We start from the raw sequence: 26,176 nt of genomic DNA, 5'->3' as shown, positions 1-26,176 counted from the left end.
GTTTGAGATCACGAGTATACATAGCTGCCCTGAGTTTTGCAATGCTGCTGCTGCAAGCCTGCATCCCGACAAAGCAACTGGGCGAGAACGAGAAGCTGCTTGTAAGTATGGACCCCAAGGGCCTGAAAACGGTGGATCCGGCTGCCATTGAGAACCTTTACCAGCAGCGGCCCAACCGCATGGTGCTCCGATCCACCCCCTATCTGGCGCTCTACAATTTCGGTAAAAAGTTTTACGACCCGCAAAATATTCAGGCGCGCATCGAGAAACAGGAAGCCCGGCGCAAAACGAAAATTGAGGAAGCGGGCACGGACACGGTAAAGATTAACAAGCTGCGCGAGAAGTATAGCAACCGCATCGAGCGACTGGAGAACAAGCTACAGGAAGGCAACTTTGTGATGCAGCTGGGCGAGCCCCCGGCCATTTTCGACTCACTTCGCCTGCAGGAGACGATGGACCAGATCGGCATCTACCTCAACTCCAAAGGCTACTTTAACCATGAGGCGAATTACACGCTTCAGGTGAAGCGGGAGAAACTACTCTTCGTGGACATCAACATCGAGGAAAAGCAGCCTTACCGCTACTCGGAGCTGAGCTACGACATTCAGGATCCGCGCATTCTGGAGATTGTGCAGCGCAACGAGCCGCGCTCCCTGCTGAAGCTGAACGACGTCTATGATGAGGACCTGATCACGCAGGAGCGCGATAGGCTTTACGACATGCTCAAAAACCGTGGCTACTACGACTTTGCCCGCGCCTACATTGAGTTTGAGGTGGACACCAGCTGGGCCGAGAATGCGGCACGCGTAAAAACCATCATCAACAGCCCCGAAAACGACTCTGCCCACAAAGTATACACCATCAAGGATGTATACTTTAAAACCGATGCAGACCGCTTCGGCATCCCCCGCGACACGGTGGTTTACAACGGCGTGAAGTATATCGCCTACACCCACAAGTATAACCCAGTGATACTGGACAAGAAAGTGGACATTTACCCGGGCCAGCGCTACAGCCAGTTCCGCACGCTTACCACCCAGCGCAAGCTAGCCGACCTGGACGCCTTTCAGTTCAATAACGTCTTCTACAACAAGGTACAAACCCCCACCGACTCCACCTATGAGTTAATTGCGCTGGTGAATGCCTTGCCGGCCAAGAAGTTTCAGGAAACGGCCGAGCTGGGTATGAACTTTACCGAGAAGCGGCCGGGGCCCTTCTCCAGCCTGACGCTGCGCGTGCGCAATGTTTTTGGCGGCGCAGAGAACCTGGACTTCGGAATCAGGGGCGGTATTGAATACCAGGCCAACATCTCGGACCCGGACCAGGCCGTAATGATCAAGGAGTTTGGCGCCAACGCCTCCCTCTCCTTCCCGGTTATACTTTTGCCCTTCACCAACAAGAACCTGCTCTCTGACTTTAGCCCGCGCACGCGCTTTTATACCGGCTACAACAGCGAAGACCGCCAGGAATACGTGCGCTCTACCTACGAGCTGGGACTGGACTATATCTGGCAACGCTCGCGCAACCCGATGCAGCCGCCGGTGATGCAGTTCATCATCTCGCCAGTGAACTTCAACATCGTGCAGGGCGACATAAAGGATTTGAATTTCAGGAGAACGTTGGAAAGCAATGCCACCGGCAGCCGTTCGTTGCTGGGCAGCTTCGACGACGGTATCATCTCGTTTGTGGGGATGAACTTTATCTACAACACCAACGACTTCACCCAGACACGCAACGCGCACTTTTTCCGGACGATGGTGGAGGTTGGCGGCCTTACAAAGGAGCTGGGGCTCAACCTGAACATCAACAACCTGCGCACCTACCAGTACGCCCGCGTTAACCCGGACTACCGACGTTACATCCCACTAGGAGGCCAGCGCTATTTCGTTTACCGCATTAACGCAGGGGTGGCCACGCCCATCCTGAGCGGGAACACCCTGCCCTACGACAAGTTTCTGTTTGCCGGCGGGGCCTCCAGCGTGCGGGCCTGGCAATCGCGCCGCCTGGGGCTTGGTTCTTACGCTGCCCTGCGCACGTATGAGGATGATGAAGGAAACCTGAGAATTGAGCGCGATTACAACATGGAGCAACCCGGCGAGGTGCTGCTGGAGGCGAACGTGGAGTACCGCTTCAACATGTTCAGTTTTATTAACGGAGCCTTTTTTGTGGATGCGGGCAACGTATGGTTGCTGGAGCCGAACGTGGCCCGACCCGGTGCCGATTTCCAGTTCAACCGCTTCTACAAAGAGTTGGCCGTGGGCACGGGTTTCGGCCTTCGCTTCGATCTGTCGGTGCTTATACTTCGGTTTGATTTTGCCACCAAAGTATACGACCCGGCCATTTGGAAAGAAGATCGCTTCGTGCTACCTCGGTTTAATATCACCGACTTCTTCTCCAGGAGCCGCAACAGCCAAAGCACCCTGCAAATTGGCATTGGGTATCCTTTCTAAGACCACGGATTACAGGGACCACACAGATTACAGTGATTTTTAAAACAGTTTATCAAGAGACCTTCCCCTGCTCCTGGCGCCGGTATCCAACCAGTGCCGCACCGTGTGCCGCGAGTCTCCAGACTCGCATTACGATATCAGAAAAAGAAAGCCCTGCCATTTAAACAGCAGGGCTTAAGCATTTTATGGAGGCAATTATAAATCTATACTTTTATACTTTGCTAATCTTTATACTTAGTAGTTGAGCAACTCCTGCATTCTAGCAGCTACTTTATCCGGGTTTGGCAGCATTCTTTTTTCCAGCTCCACGTTAAGCGGTACGGCAGGCAGGTTGGCAGCTCCTAAGGTATAAACCGGCGCATCCAGCTTCTTAAAACAGTCCTTAGACAAACGCCCGGCCAGTGACTCAGCAAAGGAGTTCATCAGCGGCTCCTCTGTAAGCACAAGCGCTTTGCCGTGGCGCTCCACCGATGTACGTACCGTTTCATAATCAAGCGGGTTAAGCGTGCGCAGGTCCACAATCTCTACGCTGCCCGGAAACTGTTTGGAGGCTGTTTTAGCCCAGTACACGCCCATGCCATAGGTGATGACGGTCATGCTGTTGCCCAGGCGCATCTGCTCTGCGCTGGCCTGCTGCACGATACTGGCCTTGCCTAGTGGTAGAATATAGTGCTCATCCGGCTCAACAGTTTTAGCATCTTCTGTTCCCGGTACCTTAGACCAGTACAGGCCTTTGTGCTCCAGCATCACCACCGGATTCGGGTCCAGAAAGGCGGCTTTCATCAGGCCTTTCATATCGGCGGCATTGCTCGGGTACACCACCTTAATACCTCTGATGTTAAGCAGCGTAGATTCTATACTTCCGGAGTGATAAGGTCCGCCCCCGCCGTAGGCACCAATCGGCACCCGGATAAGCGACTGGACAGGGAATTTGCCCTTGCTCAGGTAGCAGCTCTTCGACAATTCCTCCACCAATTGGTTGATGCCAGGCCAGATATAATCCGCAAACTGTATTTCAACAATCGCTTTAGCTCCTACAGCAGACATACCAGCAGTTGAGCCTACTATGTACGCTTCCTGAATCGGGGTATTAAACACGCGGGCATCACCATACTTTTTGGCCAGCATGGCTGCCTCCCGGAAAACGCCGCCTAATTCGCCGCCTACGTCCTGCCCGTAGAAAAGCGCTTCCGGATACGTGCGCAGGATATCATCAACCGCATGCAAGGCGGCATCCACCATGATCACTTTCTCAGCACCGGCCGGGCTGCGTTCACCTTTTTCCTCGGTAATAGGCGTTGGGGCAAATTCGTGCGTGTCGTACTGCTCCGGGTCCGGGTTAGGCGCATTCAGGGCTTTCTCGTAGTCCCTGGCGACGATATTTCGGGCCTCCTGCTCCAGCAGCTTCACCTCGTCCACCTCCAGGCCGGCATTCAGCAGCACTTCGCGCAATTTCGGGATGGGATCGTCTACGGCGTGTTGCTGCAGGTTATCACCCCGGTACCACTCGCGGCGCACACCGGAAGTATGGTGTCCCAACAGCGGCACTTTGGCGTGCACCAATATCGGGCGGCGCACCTGACGGGCATACTCCATTGCTACGCGCATCCCCTCGTAAGATTCCTCAAAGTCGGAGCCGTTTACACGCAGGCGCTCCATGCCTTTGAAGCCAGCGGCATATTCAAAGGCATCCATGGCGCGCATCTCCTTGCCCGTGGCCGAGATGCCCCAGTCGTTATCCTGCACCAGGTACACAATGGGCAGCCCCTTGAGCACGGCCATCTGAAAGGCCTCAGCTACTTCGCCCTCTGTTACGGAGCCATCCCCCAAAGAGCAAAGTACGATGGGTTTCTCCTCTCCTTTCAGCAGCCCCTGTCCTTCCAGGTAAGCGATGCCGTGCGCCATGCCGGTAGCCGGAATGGCTTGCATGCCCGTGGCTGAGCTTTGGTGCGGAATGGTAGGGAAGCCTTCACGCTTCAGGGATGGGTGCCCGTAGTAAGTGCGGCCACCCGAGAAAGGGTCATCGGCCTTGGCCATGAGCTGCAGCATGAGTTCGTAGGGCTGCAGGCCCATCCCCAGCAACATGGAGTCGTCGCGGTAATAGAGCGCGGCGTAGTCGTAAGGTTTGAGTTGCAGGGCGGCTGCCAGTTGGATGGCCTCGTGTCCTCGGGAGGTGCTGTGCACATACTTGCTGCAAATGGCCCTGTTCTCTTCGTAAGTCTCTGCCATGGTTTTGGCAGTGTTCATGAGTAGGTAAGCCCTTCTTAGTAATTCCAGATCTAGTTTAGTGGCTTCCAGTGTTTCTTTAGACATAGTTCGGATTAGGTTTGCCCGAATATACAATTTTTCCCTGTTTTAGTAAAGTTGGGTAGACCAGTCAGATTAGGTACTTTTGCATAGCTATACTTGGCAGCAAAGGTATAGGTTGGGAGACCCGCCTAAACTTTAAAAGGCTTCGATTTACCTGTGCCTGCAAAGTATAGGATGATATAGGCGGGAGGCATCTCTAAAAGTGATGTCCTTTGTCTTTTGTCTAATAATCATTTGAGAGACTATGTTCAGAGAAAAAGTTGAGGCGTTCATGCGCCAGTTTCAGGCAGACCTTTGCCAGGCCCTTGAAAACTGTGACGGTGGCGCTGTGTTTAGTGCCGATACGTGGGAGCACGAAGGCGGCGGTGGCGGCGTTTCCAGGGTGATTGAGCACGGGAGCGTGCTGGAGAAAGGAGGCGTGAACTTCTCGGCCGTTAGCGGGGAGCTGTCGCCCCAGTTTCTGAAAGCCTTGCAGATGCCAGACCCCAACTACTTTGCCACCGGCGTGTCGGTGGTGATGCACCCGCACAGCCCCATGGTGCCCATTTCGCATATGAACGTGCGCTACTTTGAGGCCGGTAACGGGCAGGCCTGGTTTGGCGGCGGTATCGACATGACCCCGATTTACGTGGACGAGCGGCAGGCGCGGGAGTTCCATGAGCAGATGAAAGCCGTTTGCGACAAGCACCACCCCAGCTACTACCCCGAGTTTAAGAAATGGGCCGACGACTATTTCTACAACGAGCACCGCGACGAGACGCGTGGTGTGGGCGGCATCTTCTTCGACCGCCTGATGGCCACCGGGGAAATCAGCATGGAGGAGCGCTTTGCGTTTGTGCGCGACGTGGCCTACGCGTTTATCCCGTTTTATACTTCCATCATTAACCAAAACCGCGACCTGCCTTACGGCGAGCGCGAGAAACAGTGGCAGCTCATCCGCCGGGGCCGCTACGTGGAGTTTAACCTGGTGTATGACCGCGGCACCAAGTTCGGTCTGCTGACCAAAGGCCGCATCGAGTCTATCCTGATGAGCTTGCCGACGCATGCATCCTGGGTATACAACTTTAAGGCAGAGCCGGGCAGCCCCGAAGAGCAGACGCTCAACCTGCTCAAAAAAGACATCGACTGGATTAACGCCGGAAAGTAATGCTCGAAACGCTCAAGCAGCTGGACAGGGAGCTGTTTATCTCCCTCAACGGCATGCACAGCCCGATCTGGGATACCATCATGGTGTTCATGTCGGATAAGTATGTGTGGATTCCGTTTTACCTGGGGCTCATCGGATACCTGGTGTGGCGCTACAAGCGGAAAAGTATAGCCATGATCCTGCTGGTGATCATTTCCATCGGCCTGGCCGACTTTGTTGCCTCCGGCATCATGAAGCCATACTTTATGCGCCTGCGCCCCTGCCACGACCCGGCTCTCGCCGATGTCATAAATATCGTGCGTAACTGCGGCGGCAAGTTCGGGTTTATTTCCTCGCATGCGGCCAACACCTTTGCGCTGGCGGTTTTCTTCAGCATGGTGCTCCCCCACCGCTACCTTATCTTTAAGGTGCTGCTGGTAACCTGGGCCGTAATAGTGACTTATAGCCGCATTTACCTCGGGGTACACTACCCTTCCGATGTGCTGCTGGGGGCACTGCTGGGTTCGGTGCTGGCCTACCTGGCCTCGCTGGCATACTTCAGGGTAATAGACCGCTACGCCTACTTCCGCTCCTGATTCCCAGGCATGTTTTATAAGTATAAAAGTATGGGATGGCTATACTTTTATACTTGTAAAACGTGCCTACAAAGTATAGCTCAGGCTAATTCCGAGAACTTGTACCCGCATCTGTAGCAGTATGCTGCATCGGCCTGATGTCCCTCGGCATGGCAGTTGGGGCAAACCTGTTGCGTCAGATTGGCTCTGTCCGAGCGCGACATTTCGACGGTTACAATGCCTGTTGGCACCGCAATGATGCCATAGCCCATAATCATGACCAGGCTCGCCACGAACTGCCCGAGGGTCGTTTGCGGGGCAATATCGCCGTACCCAACGGTGGTAAGGGTAACGATGGTCCAGTAAATGCTCTTGGGGATGCTGGTAAACCCATTTTCCCGCCCCTCTATCACATACATCAGCGAGCCGATTATCACCACCAGCAGCGACACGGTGCCCAGGAAAACAGCTATTTTAGTCGCGCTGGCCCGTAATGCTCTGGTGAGCACCTGCCCCTCGTTTATGAACCGCGTCAGCTTAAAAATCCGGGCAATGCGCAGCAAACGGAGCACCCGCACCACCAGCAAATACTGCGAGCCAAGTATAAACAGGCTCAGGTACGTCGGGAGGATGGCCAGCAGATCGACCAGGCCGAAAAAGGAGAAGATATACTTTACAGGCCTTGGAGTGCTGTAAATGCGCAGGAAATACTCTATTGTAAAGATAACGGTGAAGGCCCACTCCAGGATGAGGAAGAGTTGCAGGTAGTTGCGGCGCAGGGAAACTATACTTTCGAGGGAAACCACCACGACACTCGATATAATGAGTATGAGCAGGGCAACATCAAAGGCTTTCCCTGCCGCCGTATCAGCTTCAAAAATAATCCGGTAAAGTTTCTTTCTTCGCTCGCTAAACGCAACCATTGGCTATTCGGGATCTAATCAAAGGATATACGGTTGGCTAGCGGCAAAGCTACACAGACACCTATACTTGCTTAAAGTATAAGTTAAACTACAAATCATAAAATCTTATTGTCAAACTACATAGTGGAGATAACATGCACGGAGTCGCGCTGCAATCGCTGGCTTAGGTAGCCCCTGATGCGGCCTTCATACTCCTGAATCTGGTGGAGCTGCAGCTTCGGTTTTGGCGGTCTTAGAGCAGCCTTTTTACCTTGCCCGGCATTCTCTGGCCCGGATGGCTCCTGCTGTCTCCAGTCTATCATTACCAGCGCAACGGTATCAGGCTTTACTGGGTTTGTCGTGCTGATCATGTCCCCTAGCTGCACATTTTGGATCTCCGGGAAAAGCTGCTTTAGCTCGCGGTCGGCGGCAAGGTGCAAGTCCAGCTGCTGCTGCCTGCGTATACTGTCTGCGCGTTGCTCCTGCAGTTTCTGCAGTTCAAGGGCTTTCAGGAAATCCTGTGTCACGTTGTTGGTCACGTCATAGGCTATTTTCTGGACCTCTTCCGGCGATATATCCAGTTGAACGAGTTTCACCCGGTAATCTCTGAGGTCATTTTCGGCAAGTACCGCGTCATACTGCTTTACCAACTTTTCATCCACCTGCTTGCCTAAGCTGTAAATCTTCACATACTTTAACGAGTCTTCCGTCTGCATCTCCCACTTGATGATCTCGTTGTTGCGCTTGGTGAAATCGTTTATAACCAGCTGCTCAATCTGCTTTTTTGTCTTGATTTCGGTGTAAATGTTATACAGGAAGTATACGCTTGGCAACACCACAATAATTAAAACCACGGCCATGGCCTGTGCCACACGCTTTTGCTTGGCTGCGTCTACATATGCCTTGGTATGGAAATGCAGGTACTTGACAATCATGTAGGTGGCCAGGCTGATAAAGACGGCGTTGATGAAGAACAGGTAGAAGCCACCGAAAAAGTAATCGTAGCGCCCTACGGCCAGTCCGAAGCCTGCCGTACAGAGCGGGGGCATCAACGCTGTGGCAATGGCTACCCCCGGAATGGCGTTTGACTTGTCGGAGCGGGAAATGGAAACAATACCGGCCACGCCCCCGAAAAACGCTACGCCTACGTCTAACAAAGTGGGGGTGGTGCGGGCCAGCAGCTCATTGGTGGGCTCCCCAAGCGGCGTGACACTAAAGTATAAAAAGCTAACCACCAGCCCTGCGGCAGCGGCCAGGGCCAGGTTCTTTACCGAGTCGATGAGCATTTCCCGGTCGTTGATGCCTACCGCCAACCCTACACCCAGTATAGGCGACATAAGCGGGGAGACAAGCATGGCTCCGATTATCACAGCGCCTGAGCCGGTATCGAGCCCGATGGAAGCAAGCACAGCCGAGCAGATCAGCATCCAGGTGTTATTGCCCCGGATTGGAATTTTATCGTTTATCTCACGTATTGTTCCTTCTTCGTCGGTTTCGTGCTGGATGTTCAGCACGTTGTTCAGCAGTCTTTTAAGGGATTGTAGCAGCATACTTGGGTGGTGTAGGAGCTACAAAAATAAAAAAAATAGCCAGGGCACCTAGTTTAAGTTGGCTCAATTGTACAGAAAACGACGTTGCAGCTCTGCCATAAGAAGCAGATGTTGAAGTCTTTGTCTATTTGCCGGCGTAAAAAAGAAGCAGCCACACCAGACAAGCTGATGCGGCCGCTTCAGGGTATAATCAATCGCCATTAATTATTCATATGCCAGGGGGCTCAGGTGTTGCTGTTTGCTCATGAGCCTCATCAGGTACAGCCGCAAGGGTGCCATGGCTTGGATGGCTCTCAACAGCTCCTGCTTCGGTATTACGACAAGTTGGGCGTCTTCAGCAAGTATAGCCGTGTGGCTGTGCTGCTCTTTCAGCAGATCCTGAATTCCCAGTAAGTTTCCCTGCGCTACAAGCGTGTCGTGCGGCAGGTTTGGTAGACTTAGCGTCGCTGCTCCCTGCAGCAGCAGGTAAAAACGCTCCGTCGGCTGGCCCACCCTGTACAGGCAGGCACCTGCTCTAAAGCAGCGCTGTTGTACCTGTAGCTTTCCTTCTTCAATCGCTTTCTTCAGCATTTCCTTATAAGCGAAGACACACAACTACTTGCAGACAGCCACTTACATTTATATTTTAAAATTGTCCAGCGTCACTAAACCCGGAATTACCTCTTGCTTGGTTTTGCTTTTGCAGTTGGCGCAGCATCCGGAGCAGGGTTTGCGCTTTACCTGCCTAAAGGTGAGCAATGGAATCTGTGTATGGTACGCCCTGGTTTTCAGGTAGGTGTTGCTAAATAGACGCTGCATCAGGTAATTGTCCTGCGTGGCCATTAGCAGCATATCGGCCCTTTCCCGTTCTGCGAAGTCGCTGATGCCTTCCAGCACGTCCTCTTCCTCCAGCAGCCTTACGCTTACCTTCTTGCTGTTGAGCAGCGCCTCCACTTCCCGCATGGCTTGGTTCATGATACTGAGCTGCGGTTTATCTGCCAGTGTATACACCTGTACCAGCGTGAGTTTTGTTTTGGCCTGCGTGGCAAATGCCAGGATGCGCTGCAGTACCTTCGGGTCACGGTCCGTGAAATCGGTTGCGAAAACCAGGTGCTTCAGTTTTTGATAATCTTTTCCTTCAGGCAGTACCATCACCGGCACATCCACCAGGTGCATGATGGCGGCAGCGTGGTCATTGTCTGCCTGCTTATGCTCCGCTACCGGCAGGGCGTGCATCAGTACCATATCCACTGCATAATCCTGCACCACGCTTTTTATACTTTCGTGCAGCATCCCAGGCTTTACCAGACATTCAAATTGGTTATAACATGAATGAGCGTGCCTGTTTAAGTGGTGATCGGCAAACGCGCGTAGTGCCTGTATCGCGCGGCTCTGCTGCGTAAAGGTCAGCGTAGTGGTGCCGGTGTTGTGGAGCAGTACAAGCTCAGCCCCGATTGCCTTGGCCAGCGACCCCGCATACGAAACCAGCTTCCCGCTCGCATCATCAAACTGTACAGGTACCAGTAGTTGCTTCATAGTTCTTGACGTGTTCTCTTTTAAGCCCAGGATGAATTACCTGTGGTAAAATTACGCCAACTTAATATTTCAGGTGCTGAGCAATGTCAGCCGCAAAGGTGACTTTTGTCATTTTTGTGCGGTCGTGCCCGGTTTGGTGCAGCAGCTCATTTCGGTTGTGTGCGCTGATGTCTGCACTACCTTAGGGCTTATGTACGGGATGCCCAGCCCTAAACCACGCACTATAAAAAGTATAGCCAGCGCCATGCCCACGTAAGGCACAATTCTGTTAAAGGTGCCTCGCAGCTTCAGGCTGATAAACTTACCCGAGAGCGAGACGAGAAACATGAGCGGGAAAGTACCCAGGCCAAACAAGGCCATGTAGAGCATGGCACCCGGTATGCCCGGCGCACTGATAGCACCGGCCAGGGCTATATACACAAAGCCGCATGGCAGCAATCCGTTCAGCGACCCTACCATAAAGAGCGCGCCCAGGTTGTCGCGGCCGAAGAAGTAGCCCAGCTTGCGACGCACCCAGACCACGGCTTTGTCGGTGCCCAGCAGGGCCCCTGCCCTACCCTTAAAGGCGGCCGGGGCAACCAGAAAGAAAAGTATGAGCAATCCAGAAATGATGGAGACTACCTGCTGTAGCCCTGCCAGTTGTAGCGATTGCCCAAAGGCACCTGCCAGCGCGCCTAACAAAGCGTAGGTAACCAAGCGCCCCCCATTGTACAGGAGCCGGCCAGCATAATAGCGCCAGCCGCTGCTCCTGCCAAATGGTAAGGCCATGGCTATCGGGCCGCACATCCCGACGCAATGGAAACTGCCTAAAAGTCCGAAGAGAAAACCAGCCCAGACCATGGCTACTTGATTTGTATCGTTTTCTCGGTGTAATAATCCTCGTTGTTGGCGCTGAAGCTCACGCGCACCTTCCAGAGGCCGCTCTCCAGGTCGGCTACCTCCAACAGCTGGCTGTGGTCGCGCCCCAGCTGCAGCGGTAGTTGCTTGTCCAGCTTGTCATCCGATGGGCGAAACAGCGTAATGCTACCGCTCAAGTCCATGCCCTGGTACGTAGACGGCATCTGCAAAAGTATAGTCTCGTCCCCGGCTTTGTAGGTGAGCATCACATCACCCAAAGCCTGCGTGCGCCGTACGCGCTCAATCTGGTCTTGATACTTTATTTCCTGCGCGTAGTAATCTTTGCTCACCAGGTCTACATCCTGGTTCATGGCCTGGTACACGAAGTGCGCTATATAGCCCATAAAGCTCACCATGCACACCACAATCATGTAGGGCCATAGGGTGAAGCTTTTATTTTTTTGTGCGGTTTTCATCTCGATGTTTATTTATACTTTCTGTATCCCTCTAAGAGGGTTTTATACTTCTTTAGTTGGCCGGCCCCAAAAACTTGGTATCGGTAGAGGTAATCAGCTCCTCGCCATTATACACCCCAATCTCTATCTCTGAGTTCATGCCCTTCAGCTCCTTTTGGGCTATTTCGGCAAAGAACACGCCTTCCACAATGCCCTGTGCCGGAAGTATAAGCGTGTTGCCCACCACCTTAATGGTGCCCTCCTTGTCCAGCAGCTTCAGGGTGAGCGGCATCTCGTGGTTTGTTTTGTTGATTACGGAGATGTTGTAGAGGTTCTTTATCTGGCCGTTCTCCGCTTTCTGGTACAGCTGCCCCGGCGTGCGAAGGATGGTTGCCTCGGCCTCGTCGCGGGTGAGCAGCAATGTGGTAAGCGCTGTGAGAAGTATAGCCAGCACAGCCGTATAGCCCATCACGCGGTTTGTAAAGAAAGTCCATTTCTTACCGGTCTCCAGCGCCTCCTCCGACTCGTAGCGTATCAGTCCTTCCGGCTTGTCGATCATGCGCATAATGTCGTTACAGGCGTCGATGCAGGCTGTGCAGTTAATGCACTCGAGTTGCTGCGCCCCGTTACGGATATCGATGCCCGTAGGGCAAACCTGCACGCATTGGTTACAGTCGATGCAGTCGCCCTCGGTGCGCTCCTGGTTTTTGCGCAGCTTGCCGCGCGGTTCGCCACGGGTATAGTCGTAGGCCACTACCACGGTTTTCTTGTCCTGCATCACCCCCTGCAGGCGGCCGTAAGGGCAAACAATGGTACATACCTGCTCCCGGAACCAGGCAAACACCCAGAAGAACACCCCGGTAAAGAGCAGCAGGGCTCCAAACCCGGCCTTATGCTCCAGCGGCCCATCCAGTATCACCTTCTTCAGTTCGTCTATGCCAATGATATAGGCCAGAAACAGGTTGGAGATAAGGAAGGATATCAGCAGAAAAACCCCGATTTTGGAGCCTTTCTTCAGAATCTTTTCCGTGTTCCAAGGCATTTTGTCCAGCGCGCGCTGCTTGGTATAGTCTCCTTCGATGGCATACTCAATACGGCGGAAAATCATTTCCATGAAGATGGTCTGGGGGCAGACCCAGCCGCAGAACACGCGGCCGTACACCACCGTGAAAAGTATGATAAAGACAACGAGCGTGAGGAAAGCCAGCACCAGAATGAAGAAATCCTGCGGCCAGAACAACACCCCGAATATCACGAACTTACGCTCCACCACGTTGAGCATGAGCAGCGGCAGCCCGTTTATCTTGATAAAAGGCCCTGCAAACAGCAGTGCCAGCAGCAGGTAGCTTACATACTTGCGGTAGTTGTATAGTTTGCCTTTCGGCTTTTTAGGGTACACCCAAATGCGTTTACCCTGGTCATCCACAGTAGAGATGTGGTCCCGAAACTCATCGGTAGGTTTTGCTTTAGTTGCCATGGCAGTGGTAATTTGTGCGGATATTATTCCTGCCTGTTTTTAATTTTGAATGACTGAATTTTGAATGCGTGAATAACAGCGGAAAACCATCCTCCGCACTTCAAAATTACTGCTACAAAATTCCATATTCCGGCACTGGTAAAAGATGACCTTTGTCATGAACACAGGTGATTATCGTCAGTAGGTAAGTATAAAAAAGTATGGCAGGCGCTTTCCGGGGAAAGGCCTGCCATACTTATACTTTAGGGTATGCAATAACTACATCTTTTCGCCCTGCGGCTCTTTGGCGTTTGCCGGGTTGGTTCCCTGCAGGCTCAGGATGTAGCTGGATACTTCCAGCATCTGGTCTTTGGTGAGCTTGCCCTGCCATGGCACCATGCCTTTGGACGGCACACCAAACTTCACTGTCTTGAAGATGTCGTTTACATCGCCACCGTGCAACCAGTACTCATCTGTCAGGTTTGGCCCTACCGTACCCTGGCCCTCTGCGCCGTGGCAGGCAGCACAGTTCGCCGTGTAGATGCTCTTGCCAGACTCCAGGGCGGCGGCATCCGTCAGTACCTCGTAGTTGGTTTCAGCATTAGGGTCTTCGGCATTTTTGGCGGCAAGCAATGCCGCCTGTTGCATTTCCATTTCATACTCTTCGGTTTGCAGTGCGCCTGTCTTAAACACGTGGTAATGCAGCATGTAGCCCACCGCAAACACGATGGTGACATAGAAAAGGGCTTTCCACCATGGTGGCAGGTCGTTGTCGTACTCCTGAATGCCGTCGAAGTCGTGGTCTGAGTGGATGTGGTCCTTGGCTTTACCCGTCACTACTGTCGCATCGCCGCGCAGCAGGAACAGCACCCGGCCAGCAAAGGAGCTGCGGAAGTCCTCATCGTAGATGGAGTCGCCCAGCATTGGAATGAAGAGGCGGAACAACAGCACGACCACCAGCACCATCAGTACGATAATGGCAGCGGACAGCGCGAAGGTGAACAGCAGCACCGGAGGCAGGTCCAGGAAGGCTACCTCGGCCGGTTCAGCGGCTACAGCAGGAGGAGCGGCCTCTGCAGCTGGCTCTTCAACAGCTGCAGCAACTGGCGCAGCGCTAGCCTCTTTTATATATGCTATTACGTTGCTGATATCTCCCTCTGAAAGCGAGGTGTTGAAGGCAGGCATCGGCACCTTGTTGAACTTCTCAAACACCGCTACTGCGTCTTTGTCGCCGGTTTGTACCATCTCCTGCGAGTTGGAGATGAACTTGGCCAACCACTCATCGCCCCTGCGCTCGTGCACGTCCTTCAGCGCCGGACCAACCACGTCTGCGTCAATGCTGTGGCACACGGCGCAGTTCGCATCAAACACGGCCTTTCCTGCCACGGCGTCCTGTGCCTGGGCGTTTGACGCCCCCATCAGCAGCAGCCCGGCCGCCAGGCCCAGACTGCCTTTACCAAGTACTTTCTTTACAGCGATCATTGTCTTGCGTATTCAGTGGTAGTGTCTTCGTTTTCGTCGGTGCAGGCAAGGCTGCTCATAGTTTGCACATACTTCTTGTCCATCAGGATGACATAGAGAATCAGGCCCAGAAAGAACAGGAAGAAGATGACAAACGAGATAAGCGGGTATATTTCGATGCCTTCTATGGCTTGCAAAACGTTCTTATACATTTCTTTAGAATTTGTGACACCCGTATCACGTATCTCGAATCAAGTATCACGATTTTTTGTCGTGTGTCGTGATACGCAATACGAGTGTCGCTTTTAACTACTCCGTTACTTCTTTCACCTTAATGTCCGTACCCAGGCGCTGCAGGTAAGCTATCAGGGCCACAATCTCAGCCTCTGGTTTCACCTCGATGCCTTCTTTTGCCAGTTGCTCCGTAATCCCGGTGGCTTGTGCCATCAACTCCTTGTTGGCGTTGGCGATGTACTCATCCTCGTAAGGTACGCCCAGCTTTTTCAGGGTCTTCAGTTTGGCCTCGGTTGAGCTCAGGTCGATGTCCTGCTCAAACAACCAGGGGTAAGCTGGCATAATAGAGCCTGGCGACATAGAGGTTGGGTCCATCATGTGGTGGTAGTGCCAGCTGTGCGGATACTTGCCACCTACGCGGTGAAGGTCCGGACCGGTTCGCTTGGAACCCCACAGGAAGTTGTGGTCATACACGAACTCGCCTGCTTTCGAATACTCTCCGTATCGCTCGGTCTCGGATCTGAATGGACGTACCATCTGGGTGTGGCAGTTCACGCAACCCTCTTTTATGTACAGGTCGCGCCCTTGCAGCTCCAGCGAAGTATAAGGCTTCACGCTCTCGATTGTCGGCACGTTGGATTTAATCACGAAGGCAGGGATGAACTCTACCAGACCGCCAATCAGGATGGCAATGGTTGCCCAGATAGCCATTTGTGTTGGGCGCTTCTCAATCCAGGCGTGCCAGTGACCGGCGTTCTTGGAAGTAGACAGCACAATTACAGGGGCCTCGGTTTTTTCGTTGGCTACCAGGCTGCCGGACTTGGCTGTCTTGTACAGGTTGTACACCATCAGGAACACACCACCCAGGTACAGGATACCACCGATACCACGCAGGTAGTACATCGGCACAATCTGCAGCACGGTCTCCAGGAAGTTAGAATACTGCAGCGTACCTTCAGCTGTGAATTGTTTCCACATCAGGCCTTGTGTAAATCCGGCCCAGTACATCGGAATGGCGTAGAACAGGATACCCAGTGTGCCGAGCCAGAAGTGGGTGTTGGCCAGCTTCTTAGAGTATAGCTCGGTTTTGTAGATGCGTGGGAACAGCCAGTAAAGTATGGCAAAGGTCAGGAAGCCGTTCCAGCCCAGGGCACCCACGTGCACGTGTGCTACGATCCAGTCGGTAAAGTGGGCAATGGCGTTTACGTTCTTCAGCGACAGCATCGGGCCCTCGAAAGTAGCCATACCGTAGGCGGTGATAGCCACCACCATGAACTTAAGCACCGGCTCCTCGCGCACCTTATCCCAGGCGCCGCGCAGTGTCAAAAGGCCGTTAATCATACCACCCCAGCTCGGAGCAATCAGCATCACGGAGAATACCACACCCAGCGACTGTGCCCAGTCAGGCAGGGAAGTATAAAGCAGGTGGTGCGGGCCGGCCCAGATGTAAATAAAGATCAGGGACCAGAAGTGAATGATGGACAGGCGGTAAGAGTATACCGGGCGGTTGGCCGCTTTAGGCAGGAAGTAGTACATCAGGCCCAGGAACGGCGTGGTCAGGAAGAATGCCACCGCGTTGTGGCCATACCACCACTGCACCAGCGCATCCTGCACACCAGCGTAGCCAGAATAGCTCTTGAAGAAATCAACTGGCAGGGCGTAGGAGTTTACAATGTGCAGTACGGCTACCGTTAAGAAGGTGGCAATGTAGAACCAGATGGCTACGTACATGTGCTTTTCGCGGCGCTTGGAAATAGTACCGAACATGTTCCAGCCAAACACCACCCAAATCAGGGTAATAGCAATATCTATAGGCCACTCCAACTCAGCATACTCTTTGGAGGAGGTCATGCCCAGCGGAAGCGTGATAACTGCGGCCACAATAATCAGCTGCCAGCCCCAGAAGTGAATTTTGCTGAGAAGGTCTGAATACATGCGGGCCTTACAAAGGCGCTGCAGCGAGTAGTAGACACCCATAAAAATGGCGTTGCCCACAAATGCGAAAATAACTGCGTTGGTGTGCAGCGGCCTAACCCGACCAAAGGTGGTATACTGTGTACCCATGTTCATATCCGGGTTAGCCAGCTGGAAGGCGATAATGACGCCTATCAGCATACCGGCTACGCCCCAGAACACGGTGGCTATACCAAAATCCCGAACGATCTTATTGTCATAAAAGAACGTGTCGGTCACGCCCCGGTCCGTGCCTTTCGGCACTACCCGGTCGGGCGCATTCTCCAAGACTTCAGCTGCATTAGTTGACATGTGCGGTGTCCTCCGATTTGTTTAATTGTTTGTGTCCTAGTTAATTATTTGTACTCTATAAAGTCACAGTACCCGGTCTGAAAGGAAAGTCGGTATTTGGAATACTGTGTTTTTTCAGGATTCAAAATTGGGCAGGTTTGCCTTTTTAAAAGATGACGTAAGTCACTTTAGCAGGTGATTGATATCAGTTGCCTTTGCCGTACCCAACACAACTTAACCTAATTCTATACTTTAGAAGAAGGGTGGAACTCGTTACAGGTAAGTGACATGCTCTCAGTTTATAGCAGGATTTACACCTATGATGCCGTACCCTAAAGTAAGCAGTATCAAAGGTTGACGGCTACCCCTGCATAATGCTTTTATATAGGATACAATCCACCTGGCCAGCCTGGGGCTGAGGAAAACAGCAGGCGGAACGTATGATTTATAAAGTATAGGATTGTCAGGTTTTAGCCTCAGGATAAAGTTTGTCCCCTTTTTTCTGTTGCCTGGCGGTATCCTGCTGCGCCGTGTCATTCTCGAAGAGCATGCGCACAGCGGGGGTGTAGTCATCGTCGTACTGCCCGGAACGAACTGCCCAGAGAAAAGCGCCTAGGAAACAGGCGGCTACCGTTACACTTATAGCTATCATTAAGAATATGATGTACATGCTAGTTGAGAGTTAAGAGTTAAGAGTTAAGAGTTGAGAGTTAAGAGTTAAGAGTTAAGAGTTAAGAGTTAAGAGTTGAGAGTTGAGAGTGATGAAGGACAATCTTTGGAATAGTCACTACTCATTATTTACTAATCATTAGTCATTACAACCCAGCCTTTCTGGCGGCATATTTCACCGAGAGCGTGGCGAAGGTCATCACGCTGAGCGTACTTATTGGCATCAGAATAGCAGACACGATAGGTGTGAAAAGACCCATCACTGCCATGGTTAACCCGATCACGTTGTAGACCAGCGAAACGGCAAAGGTCAACAGGATGAGGGTCATGGTCGTTTTAGAGAAGTTGAGAAAAGTCCCCAGCCTATCGAAAGCACTGGCATCGAGGATGGCATCGCAGGATGGCGAGAAGTTGGTGACGCTGTTGCTCAGGGCAATGCCTGCGTCGCTTTGCTTCAGGGCGCCGGCGTCGTTCAGGCCATCCCCCACCATCAGTACCTGGCGGTTCTCCTGGGCTTTCAGTTGCTGAATGTATTCCAGTTTCTGCACCGGAGATTGGTTGAAGCTTAGCTCAGCCTCCTTACCGAGCAGCTCTCTCAGGCGGGCTTCCTCATGATCGTTATCCCCAGACAACACAGCTATCTTTTTATCGCCCAGTTCCTGCAACACTTGCTTCACCCCTTCGCGGTACACGTTGTAAAAGGTAAAGTAACCCAACACCACACCGTCGATAGAAACATAGACCGTAGTTTTGAGGGTGTCCTTTTGCTTCTCTGCAGGCACGCCTAAGTATGCTGCAGAGCCCGCCCGTACCAACAAGCCGTTTACTTCACCTGCCAGGCCTTTGCCGGTATACTCCTGGAAATTGGTTACGGGAGATGAGGTACCCTTTAAGTGCTGACTGATACGCTGGCTGAGCGGGTGTGTGGAGTGGCGCAGCACTGAAAGTATAGCTTGCTCCTGTTCCTGCGAAAGTGCTTTCCCTGTATAGGTTAACGCAGCTTCACTCGGCTCGGTCAGGGTACCCGTCTTGTCGAATACAACGGTGTCTATCTTGGCCAGGCGCTCTACCACCCCCGTGTTTTTGAGGTAGAATTTGTTGCGGCCAAACACCCGCATGGTGTGCCCGTGCACAAACGGTGTTGCCAGCGACAGTGCACACGGACAGGCAATGATGAGTACCGAGGTGAAAGCGCGCATGGCCATGTCCATATCGCGGGGCACCCAGTAAATAAGCGCGCCGGCCGCTACCATCATGGTCACGATGATAAACCACTTGCCCGCTATGTTGGAATAAGTATGCAGGTTCTGCTTTTCGTCTTTAGAGAAGACCGTATCGTTCCAGAGTTGGGTCAGGTATCCCTGCGATACCTCTTTCACAACTTCCAGCTCGATGCTCTCCCCTATCTGGCGGCCACCGGCATAAATCACTTCGCCCACCACCTTCTCCACAGGCTCCGACTCACCAGACACAAAGCTATAGTCTATCATGGCGCCGCCGCGCAGCAGCATGGCATCGGCTGGTATAAGCTCCTGGTTCCGAATACGGATACGGTCGCCTACCTTCAGGTTTCGTACCGCTGTAGAGGACTCTTCGCCATCCTCCTTCAGTACTGTAATCGAAACCGGGAAGTAGGAAGTATAATCCCGGTCGAAGGACAAACTGTCGAAGGTGCGCTGCTGGAAGTATTTACCAATCAGCATGAAAAACACCAGGCCGGTAAACGAGTCGAGGTAGCCTGGGCCACGCCCTGTAACGATGTCAAAGATGGAGACAAAGAAGAGTGCCAGCAAACCAGTGGAGATAGGCAAATCGATGTTGACCATGCGCTGTTTAATTCCTTCCCAGGCCGACGTGAAAAAGCCCCGGGCACTGTAGAAAAACACCGGTATCGACAAGAGAATGCTCAGGTAACCAAAGAAAGAACCAAACGTGCGCTGCAGCCCTTGTGTAAAGTCCACGTAGTCGGGGAAGGCCAGCAGCATGACATTGCCAAAGGCGAAACCCGCGATGCCTAACTTATAGATAATGGTTCGGCTTGGTTTGCTGGTTTTCTTGCCATCGGTATTGGCCAGCGTTATTTCCGGTTCATACCCGATGCGCGCCAGCAGGGTCACCACCTCACGGAGCGTCGTCTTCTGCGGGAAATAGGTCAGCGACACTTCTTTTCGCAGGAAGTTTACGGTTGTCTCCGAGATGCCGGGGTTGAGCTTAAACAGATTTTCCAGCAGCCAGATACACGAACTGCAGTGCATCTGCGGAATGTAAAACGTGATCTTGGCAATGTTGTCGCTCTTAAAGTTAATCAGTTGGGCTTCTACGCCGGCATCATCCAGATAGGCAAAACGGGCTTCTGCCACCGGCTTTTTACCGGTAATCCCCGGGTTCTCTTCCAGGTTATAGTAATTGCAAAGGTTGTTCTCTTCTAAAAGCTCATAAACGGTCTTGCAGCCATCGCAGCAAAACGTTTTATCATGCGCTACAATCGTCTCTTCCACGCAGGAGTACCCGCAATGGTAACAGGTCTGAACATTGGTTTGGAGTGCGGCTTCCATCTCAATTGTCGGTTTTTATGGTTTCTGCAAAGGTAGAGGCCGCCCCCCGCGCAAATGATGATAATAATCAGCTTCGAAGTTGATCCTTGTCAGTGCACAGGCTCTAAAAAACGCGGACTTTTGTCACAGTAAGGTTAACGATAACGGCCCGAGAAGCGAGCGCCGGGTTAGCTACAGATAAGTGCTTTGCTGCAGTGGTTTAAGGTGAGACAAAGAGCTGCTTACAAGTCCAAAGCTGTGAAAGAGGTCGAGAGTGAACTGTTGAGGTGTACCGTACTTCTGACACAGCTTTGGCGCAAAGCCAACTTAGAAAAGATTAGTTTAGTGTTTAGTTAGTTAAGTATACATGGTGTTGGCGTATCGTATAGACCATGCGAACGCAAAAAGGCCGACTGTTCTGCAGTCGGCCTTTTGCTTTGTGTATACTTCATAATGCCAGCCTGGCTATGCTTTTAATCGTAGAGGTGGCAGATGCTGTAAAGCTTATCCGGGTTGAGGATGGTGATGCTGCTGCCCTTTGTCGTGATGATTTGCTCCTCCTTAAACTCTGACAGGAGCCGGATAGTCGTCTCCTTGGCAGTGCCGACAATGGCCGCCAGATCCTCGCGGGAGATGGAGATGGTGAAATTGTCCTGCCCCTCCCCTTGCTGGTAGGTCTTCTGGAGCAGCAGCAGCGCCTCGGCCAAACGCTCGCGCACCGGCTTGTAGGCCATCTGCGTCATGCGTTCCTCGGCTTCGCCAAGGGCTTTGGAGAGCAGCTTCATCAGGCCGTTCGAGAAATCCATGTTCTCATGAATGAGGTCCATGAACTGCGACTTCGGTACAAAGCACACCACGGCATCATCCAGGGCCACTGCAGACGCTGAATAGTTGGAGTCGGCCATCAGGGCGCGGTAACCGACCACGTCGCCCGGCTTTGCCAGCCGTATGATCTGCTCCTTGCCGTCGCTGCCCAGCTTGCACACCTTTACCTTGCCGGAATGCACGCAGTGCAGGCCCGTAGGCTTGGAGCCTTCGCTAAAGATAACCTGCCCTTTCTTATACAGGCAGCTCGACTTGCTGGCAGATAAGTCCTCGAGTTCCTGCCCGTGGCAACAGCCCAGAAGCGAGTTCTTTCTGCTCAAACATTGTTGGCAATCCGGTGGTGTGAACTTCATGTGGGGGTAAAGTATGTTGGGTGCAAAATTAGGCAAAATACTGCCATAAATTCTACTCCCGGTAACATGCTTTCTAAAGATTCCGTTCGATGGCCCTCGTTTATACTACTTTACCTCCAGCACGCCATGCATTTTGCTCCAATGCCCGGGGTAGGTACACACGAAATCGTAATAACCGGGCGTGGTGGGGGCCGTAAACTCCAGTTCCACCGTTTGCCCGGGCAGGGCTATCGGAGTGGCGGCAATCACGGCCTCACTTTCAGGCACGTAGTTTCCTGAGGCCCCTATACTTGCCCCAGCCAAAGCCACCTGTTTATACTTGCCCGGGGCGGTAAACACCACATTGTGCACCATGGGCATGTCGATGCCCTCATTCACGAAGGTTAGCTTTACCAGCGCGCCGGTTTTCACGCGAAGCGTATCCTGTCCATACTTTATTTCCTCCAGCGTGTTGCCGAGGGCATGTAGTTCCAGTTCCTGTACCTCCTGTTTGGTGGTGTCCTTCTCCTCTACCAACGGGGCGCTGGAGGCGGTTGCGGTATCTTTCAGGGTAGAGAATACCTCGGATTCACCTTCCTGCTCCTGCGGGCCGCAACTCCAAAGTATCATCATTAAGGGTAGGATGCTTAACAATAACTTCTTCATAAACTTAAAAGCTGTGGGCTGCTTACGGGCTACCCCGTTTCTTATCCAAAGTATTCTTTCTTCAGGGCCTTGTCGTGGCCGTAAAGATCCTCCCTGAAATGCACGTTGCCCTCGGCGTCTACCCAGCTGGTAAAGTATACCAGGTATACCTGTATCTTCTTAGGCAGCGTGATCCATTTCTCCTCGCCCGCATTAATAGTATCCTCTATACTTTGCTCATCCCACTCCGGCATGTCCCGCAATACATACTTGGCTAGTTGCATAGGCTTTTCCAGGCGCACGCAGCCGTGGCTGAAGTTACGCTCTGTCTGGCTGAAGAGGGCGTTGGCCGGGGTGTCGTGCAGGTAAATGGCGTGCTCGTTGGGGAACAGGAATTTCATACTTCCGAGCGAGTTCTTAGGGCCCGGCTTCTGGCGCACCATGTACTGAAAGTTCTTCTCGTTCACGCTCTCCCAGTCGATGTCGTAAGGTGAGACTGGTTTGGGGTTGCGCTCCTTGGTTACGATCTCCATGTTCTGCGTGTCGAGCCAGTCGGGATTGTTGAGCATCTTAGGCTTTATCTCGCGCTCCACGATGCTGTTGGGCACGTTCCAGTACGGCGCCAGCACCACATATTCCATCTTCTCGCTGAAGATCGGCGTCGCGTTCATGGTTTTGCCCACTACCACGCGCATGCTCAGCACTTCCTTGTAATCCCGCTCCGCCTCCGGGTCATTGTCAGGATCCTCGTAGATATAGAGTTTATACTCCGGGATGTTTACCCAGATATACTTCTGGTCCAGGTTCTTCGGCACCATCCGTTTCGGAATCCAGCGCCAGCGCTCCATGTTGATCATGATCTGCTCGATGCGGCTGTCGATGGGCACGTTCATGGTGGCCAGCGTGCCGCCGCCAACTACGCCGTCCTCCTTCAGGCCGTGCAGCTGCTGGAATTTCTTTACCTGCGTCTCCAGCTTCTCATCAAAGTGCCAGTAGCGTTTGTCGCTCGGGTCTATGGCCTGACCTGGGTTTAGCCGCTTACGCAGCACCGCGACAGCTTGTGCGCTATCACCTTTCTGCAGGGATTTTTTGCCGCCAAGCTCCACCTTAGGCCAGCCGCCTTTCTGCTGCAGCGCACGGTACTCCTGCAGAACATCGCGCAACCGGATATAGCCGGCATGTAGCGCCTCAAACTCATAGTAAGGGTACGTGCTCTCGCGCTCCTCCAGGATGGTTTGCAAAGCCTTGTGCAGCTTTATTTTGTTTTTCTTTACTTCCCAGTTCACGCTGTTGTCCGAGGTGGGGTCTACGCGGCCACGGTAAAAATCAGAGGCGTAGTTAAAGTAGGAGGCCGTGAGGGCCACGTCAATTTCCTGCTGCAGCTGCAGGCGGGTGGAGTCTTTGGCATCCAGCGCCTCATACTTTTTAAACAGCTCGTTGAAGTTCACCAGCTTGTAGCGCTTTGGGTCCAGGCCCTCGGCGTAGGAGGAGTCTATCACGCCCAGGAATTTATCCACTTGCGGCACCAGCTCGTTCTCCTTAAACCAGGCCAGCTTGTAGTTGCGGTCGCTGTAGAACTGATACATCAGCTCCTCGTGCTCTTTAAACTCAGGCCGCTTGGCCAGGTAGCTTTTTACAAAGAGGCTGTCGGTGGTGGCCTGCGGCAGCTCGTCTTTCTTAAACAGGTCGGCTATCCCGCCAGACTTTTTATCCCCAGAGTCTTTCTGGTTACATCCGGCCATAAAGCCGAACAGCAGCAGGGTTAGTGCCGCCAGGAAGGTATATCTTGTATAAGGGCTCATTTTAATTATTTTTGCTCAGCCATACTTTATTGCGGCAACCGCCAGGGTAGCTTATACTTTCGAAAGAATATAATTTTAGTGCAATGCTAAAGTTGCTGAGTAAGGTTACAGATGCATTTTAGCTTTTAGTACTTCAAAATCCGGCAAAATGTTTTCCGGTCTTCGGCAGGCTATACTTTATACTTTCAGGATGCAATGTTAGGACCCTTGCCGGCTGCGGATTTATACTTTGCAGTGCCTCCTGCCCCATCACCGGCGCCAGTCCTTGTTTTAAGTATTCGCGCGGATTAGCTATCTTACCCAAAAATTACCGCAACAAAACCCATGAAATACTACCACCGTTGTTTACTAGGGCTTGGCCTGGCGGGAAGCTTGCAATTTGCCTCCTGTTCCTCCAGCACCACTAACGAAACTGAGACTATGACCGCAGCGCAGAATGCTACGCAGCAAACGCCGAACGACGTTCACAGCTTCGCCAAACCGGCTGAGGCCGTGGCCACCCACCTGGACCTGGACATCGACGTTAATTTTAACGAAAAGGTGCTGAGCGGCACCGCCTCCTACCTAATCGAAAACAAGACCGGCACCGACAAAATTGTGTTTGACACGCGGGGCCTGCAGGTTGAGAAAGTATACCTGGGCGATAATCAGGAGGAAACTGCCTTTGAACTGGGTGAGGAGCAGCAGTACCTGGGCCGCCCCTTAACGGTGACCATTAAGCCGGACACCAGGAAGGTAACCATCAAGTATAAAACCTCCCCGGATGCAGCCGCCCTGCAGTGGCTCAACCCGCAGCAGACAGCCGGTAAAAAGCACCCGTTCCTGTTCACGCAGTCGCAGGCCATACTTGCCCGCACCTGGATTCCGATCCAGGACAGCCCCGGTGTACGCATTACGTACAGTGCCAAGGTGAAAGTGCCAAAAGAGTTGCTGGCCGTGATGAGCGCCGAGAACCCGGTGGAAAAGAATGCGGAAGGCGTTTATACTTTTGAGATGAAGCAGCCGATCCCCTCTTACCTGATGGCGCTTTCGGTGGGTGATTTGGTGTTTGAGAAAATCGGGCCGCAGACAGGTATTTACGCGGAGCCTGCCACCATTAAAGCCGCTACCCACGAGTTTGCCGAGATGGACAAGATGCTGGAAGCCGCCGAGAAGCTCTACGGCAAGTATAGATGGGACCGCTACGACCTGTTGGTGCTGCCGCCTTCGTTCCCGTTCGGGGGGATGGAGAACCCGCGCCTAACCTTTGTGACACCTACGGTGCTGGCCAAAGACCGTTCCCTGACAAGCCTCATTGCGCATGAGCTGGCGCATAGCTGGAGCGGCAACCTGGTTACCAACGCCACCTGGGATGACTTCTGGCTCAACGAGGGCTTTACCGTATACTTTGAGCGCCGCATCATGGAGGAAGTATACGGCAAGGACTACGCCGACATGCTCAACGTGCTGGGCTACCAGGACCTGCAAAACACCATCAACGATCTGGGCGCAAACAGCGAGGACACCCGCCTGAAGTTGGACCTGGAAGGCCGCGACCCGGACGAAGGATTGACCGACATCGCGTATGAGAAAGGGAATTTCTTCCTGCAGAACATAGAGAAAGCAGTAGGACGCGAGAAATTCGACGCGTTCCTGAACAGCTACTTCAATACGTTTGCTTTCCAGAGCACCGACACCGACAAGTTCCTGAACTTCCTGCGCACCGAGTTGATAAAAGGTGATGAGCAGCTGGCCAAGCAGATTAATGTTGAGGGCTGGATTTTCTCTCCGGGCTTACCGGAAGGATTTGAGGCGCCTACCAGCACACGTTTTGCCAAGGTAGAGGACGCCTTCCGAAGCTGGCAGAGCGGCACGCCCGCCGCGCAGCTGAACACCAAGGACTGGTCGAGCCACGAGTGGTTGCACTTTATCCGCATGCTGCCTGCCGGCATGAGCCAACAGCAGATGGCTGACCTGGACAAGGCCTTTAACTTCACCAACTCCGGCAACTCCGAGGTGCTGGCTGCCTGGTTCATCCACGCCATCAACAACAAGTACACGACCGCCGACAAAGCGCTGGAAACGTTCCTGACGAATGTGGGCAGACGCAAGTTCCTGGTGCCGATTTATAAGGCGCTGGCTGCCACGCCGGAAGGCAAGAAAAAAGCCCTGGCCATTTATGCCAAGGCCCGTCCGAACTACCACGCTGTAGCCACCGTCTCGCTGGACGACATGCTTAAATAATTTCCAAGTACCATAACACTAAAAAGGGGCT

The 26,176-nt window shown here is 52.9% G+C and carries 20 protein-coding genes; 4 read left to right on the top strand and 16 right to left on the bottom strand.

Going from position 1 to position 26,176, the window contains the following annotated elements; genetic code table 11:
* Nucleotides 1-2: 2 nt before the first annotated feature.
* Nucleotides 3-2,450, top strand: coding sequence for a translocation and assembly module lipoprotein TamL (gene tamL / locus C8N40_RS07890; protein WP_108211238.1), 2,448 nt, complete (start codon nucleotides 3-5; stop codon nucleotides 2,448-2,450).
* A 234-nt stretch (nucleotides 2,451-2,684) separates the two neighbouring features.
* Here tamL and C8N40_RS07885 read toward each other — a convergent pair whose 3' ends face one another.
* Complete coding sequence (locus tag C8N40_RS07885; protein ID WP_108211237.1) at nucleotides 2,685-4,763, bottom strand: alpha-ketoacid dehydrogenase subunit alpha/beta; 2,079 nt, start codon at nucleotides 4,761-4,763, stop codon at nucleotides 2,685-2,687.
* Between the two features lie 241 nt (nucleotides 4,764-5,004).
* On the opposite strand from C8N40_RS07885, the gene hemF reads away from it, so the two are divergent.
* The gene (gene hemF / locus C8N40_RS07880) at nucleotides 5,005-5,907 is read left to right on the top strand and encodes an oxygen-dependent coproporphyrinogen oxidase (protein WP_108211236.1); all 903 of its coding nucleotides are present in this window, start codon (nucleotides 5,005-5,007) and stop codon (nucleotides 5,905-5,907) included.
* Nucleotides 5,907-6,482, top strand: a complete 576-nt coding sequence (locus C8N40_RS07875) for a phosphatase PAP2 family protein (protein WP_108211235.1) — start codon at nucleotides 5,907-5,909, stop codon at nucleotides 6,480-6,482. The genes hemF and C8N40_RS07875 overlap by 1 nt, the downstream gene beginning before the upstream one ends.
* Nucleotides 6,483-6,562: 80 nt before the next feature.
* Here the strand turns inward: C8N40_RS07875 and C8N40_RS07870 are convergent, their stop codons facing one another.
* The 15 genes from C8N40_RS07870 to C8N40_RS07800 all read right to left on the bottom strand — a co-directional run bounded on the left by C8N40_RS07870 (nucleotide 6,563) and on the right by C8N40_RS07800 (nucleotide 23,922).
* A complete protein-coding gene (locus tag C8N40_RS07870; RefSeq protein ID WP_108211234.1) occupies nucleotides 6,563-7,384 on the bottom strand; it encodes an ion transporter in 822 nt (273 codons plus the stop codon).
* A gap of 116 nt (nucleotides 7,385-7,500) precedes the next feature.
* Nucleotides 7,501-8,913 (bottom strand): TIGR00341 family protein, encoded by a 1,413-nt coding sequence (locus C8N40_RS07865; protein WP_108211233.1) that lies wholly within the window; start codon nucleotides 8,911-8,913, stop codon nucleotides 7,501-7,503.
* 204 nt (nucleotides 8,914-9,117) lie between these two features.
* Nucleotides 9,118-9,483: a cyclic nucleotide-binding domain-containing protein gene (locus C8N40_RS07860; protein ID WP_108211232.1), complete on the bottom strand. Its 366-nt coding sequence runs from the start codon at nucleotides 9,481-9,483 to the stop codon at nucleotides 9,118-9,120.
* A 48-nt stretch (nucleotides 9,484-9,531) separates the two neighbouring features.
* Nucleotides 9,532-10,428, bottom strand: a complete 897-nt coding sequence (locus C8N40_RS07855) for a universal stress protein (protein ID WP_108211231.1) — start codon at nucleotides 10,426-10,428, stop codon at nucleotides 9,532-9,534.
* Between the two features lie 108 nt (nucleotides 10,429-10,536).
* Nucleotides 10,537-11,268, bottom strand: a complete 732-nt coding sequence (locus tag C8N40_RS07850) for a sulfite exporter TauE/SafE family protein (protein WP_108211230.1) — start codon at nucleotides 11,266-11,268, stop codon at nucleotides 10,537-10,539.
* A gap of 2 nt (nucleotides 11,269-11,270) precedes the next feature.
* Nucleotides 11,271-11,741: a FixH family protein gene (locus C8N40_RS07845; RefSeq protein WP_108211229.1), complete on the bottom strand. Its 471-nt coding sequence runs from the start codon at nucleotides 11,739-11,741 to the stop codon at nucleotides 11,271-11,273.
* A 52-nt stretch (nucleotides 11,742-11,793) separates the two neighbouring features.
* Nucleotides 11,794-13,197: a cytochrome c oxidase accessory protein CcoG gene (gene ccoG / locus C8N40_RS07840; RefSeq protein WP_108211228.1), complete on the bottom strand. Its 1,404-nt coding sequence runs from the start codon at nucleotides 13,195-13,197 to the stop codon at nucleotides 11,794-11,796.
* A 258-nt stretch (nucleotides 13,198-13,455) separates the two neighbouring features.
* Nucleotides 13,456-14,658 carry a c-type cytochrome gene (locus C8N40_RS07835; RefSeq protein ID WP_108211227.1) on the bottom strand — a complete coding sequence of 401 codons (1,203 nt, stop codon included), beginning with the start codon at nucleotides 14,656-14,658 and terminating at the stop codon, nucleotides 13,456-13,458.
* Entirely contained in the window at nucleotides 14,655-14,849 is a 195-nt protein-coding gene (locus C8N40_RS07830) for a hypothetical protein (protein WP_108211226.1), read from the bottom strand. The genes C8N40_RS07835 and C8N40_RS07830 overlap by 4 nt, the downstream gene beginning before the upstream one ends.
* Nucleotides 14,850-14,946: 97 nt before the next feature.
* A complete protein-coding gene (gene ccoN, locus C8N40_RS07825) occupies nucleotides 14,947-17,136 on the bottom strand; it encodes a cytochrome-c oxidase, cbb3-type subunit I (RefSeq protein WP_108211225.1) in 2,190 nt (729 codons plus the stop codon).
* A gap of 442 nt (nucleotides 17,137-17,578) precedes the next feature.
* A complete protein-coding gene (gene ccoS, locus C8N40_RS07820) occupies nucleotides 17,579-17,785 on the bottom strand; it encodes a cbb3-type cytochrome oxidase assembly protein CcoS (protein WP_108211224.1) in 207 nt (68 codons plus the stop codon).
* A gap of 145 nt (nucleotides 17,786-17,930) precedes the next feature.
* The gene (locus C8N40_RS07815; protein WP_108211223.1) at nucleotides 17,931-20,339 is read right to left on the bottom strand and encodes a heavy metal translocating P-type ATPase; all 2,409 of its coding nucleotides are present in this window, start codon (nucleotides 20,337-20,339) and stop codon (nucleotides 17,931-17,933) included.
* A gap of 452 nt (nucleotides 20,340-20,791) precedes the next feature.
* The gene (locus tag C8N40_RS07810) at nucleotides 20,792-21,463 is read right to left on the bottom strand and encodes a Crp/Fnr family transcriptional regulator (RefSeq protein WP_170114049.1); all 672 of its coding nucleotides are present in this window, start codon (nucleotides 21,461-21,463) and stop codon (nucleotides 20,792-20,794) included.
* Nucleotides 21,464-21,601: 138 nt separating this feature from the next.
* Nucleotides 21,602-22,108 (bottom strand): plastocyanin/azurin family copper-binding protein, encoded by a 507-nt coding sequence (locus C8N40_RS07805; protein WP_170114048.1) that lies wholly within the window; start codon nucleotides 22,106-22,108, stop codon nucleotides 21,602-21,604.
* 74 nt (nucleotides 22,109-22,182) lie between these two features.
* A complete protein-coding gene (locus C8N40_RS07800) occupies nucleotides 22,183-23,922 on the bottom strand; it encodes a L,D-transpeptidase family protein (RefSeq protein ID WP_108211220.1) in 1,740 nt (579 codons plus the stop codon).
* Between the two features lie 420 nt (nucleotides 23,923-24,342).
* On the opposite strand from C8N40_RS07800, the gene C8N40_RS07795 reads away from it, so the two are divergent.
* Nucleotides 24,343-26,145 (top strand): M1 family metallopeptidase, encoded by a 1,803-nt coding sequence (locus tag C8N40_RS07795; RefSeq protein ID WP_245905039.1) that lies wholly within the window; start codon nucleotides 24,343-24,345, stop codon nucleotides 26,143-26,145.
* Nucleotides 26,146-26,176 lie beyond the last annotated feature (31 nt).

This window comes from Pontibacter mucosus (assembly GCF_003054055.1).
Lineage (GTDB): Bacteria > Bacteroidota > Bacteroidia > Cytophagales > Hymenobacteraceae > Pontibacter > Pontibacter mucosus.
This window is presented reverse-complemented; position numbering and strand designations above follow the sequence as displayed.

Coding starts and splice junctions, on each gene's coding strand:
- C8N40_RS07885 (WP_108211237.1), bottom strand. CDS start 4,763: ATGTCTAAAGAAACACTGGAAGCCACTAAACTAGATCTGGAATTACTA.
- hemF (WP_108211236.1), top strand. CDS start 5,005: ATGTTCAGAGAAAAAGTTGAGGCGTTCATGCGCCAGTTTCAGGCAGAC.
- C8N40_RS07875 (WP_108211235.1), top strand. CDS start 5,907: ATGCTCGAAACGCTCAAGCAGCTGGACAGGGAGCTGTTTATCTCCCTC.
- C8N40_RS07870 (WP_108211234.1), bottom strand. CDS start 7,384: ATGGTTGCGTTTAGCGAGCGAAGAAAGAAACTTTACCGGATTATTTTT.
- C8N40_RS07865 (WP_108211233.1), bottom strand. CDS start 8,913: ATGCTGCTACAATCCCTTAAAAGACTGCTGAACAACGTGCTGAACATC.
- C8N40_RS07860 (WP_108211232.1), bottom strand. CDS start 9,483: ATGCTGAAGAAAGCGATTGAAGAAGGAAAGCTACAGGTACAACAGCGC.
- C8N40_RS07855 (WP_108211231.1), bottom strand. CDS start 10,428: ATGAAGCAACTACTGGTACCTGTACAGTTTGATGATGCGAGCGGGAAG.
- C8N40_RS07850 (WP_108211230.1), bottom strand. CDS start 11,268: ATGGTCTGGGCTGGTTTTCTCTTCGGACTTTTAGGCAGTTTCCATTGC.
- C8N40_RS07845 (WP_108211229.1), bottom strand. CDS start 11,741: ATGAAAACCGCACAAAAAAATAAAAGCTTCACCCTATGGCCCTACATG.
- ccoG (WP_108211228.1), bottom strand. CDS start 13,197: ATGGCAACTAAAGCAAAACCTACCGATGAGTTTCGGGACCACATCTCT.
- C8N40_RS07835 (WP_108211227.1), bottom strand. CDS start 14,658: ATGATCGCTGTAAAGAAAGTACTTGGTAAAGGCAGTCTGGGCCTGGCG.
- C8N40_RS07830 (WP_108211226.1), bottom strand. CDS start 14,849: ATGTATAAGAACGTTTTGCAAGCCATAGAAGGCATCGAAATATACCCG.
- ccoN (WP_108211225.1), bottom strand. CDS start 17,136: ATGTCAACTAATGCAGCTGAAGTCTTGGAGAATGCGCCCGACCGGGTA.
- ccoS (WP_108211224.1), bottom strand. CDS start 17,785: ATGTACATCATATTCTTAATGATAGCTATAAGTGTAACGGTAGCCGCC.
- C8N40_RS07815 (WP_108211223.1), bottom strand. CDS start 20,339: ATGGAAGCCGCACTCCAAACCAATGTTCAGACCTGTTACCATTGCGGG.
- C8N40_RS07805 (WP_170114048.1), bottom strand. CDS start 22,108: ATGATGATACTTTGGAGTTGCGGCCCGCAGGAGCAGGAAGGTGAATCC.
- C8N40_RS07800 (WP_108211220.1), bottom strand. CDS start 23,922: ATGAGCCCTTATACAAGATATACCTTCCTGGCGGCACTAACCCTGCTG.
- C8N40_RS07795 (WP_245905039.1), top strand. CDS start 24,343: ATGACCGCAGCGCAGAATGCTACGCAGCAAACGCCGAACGACGTTCAC.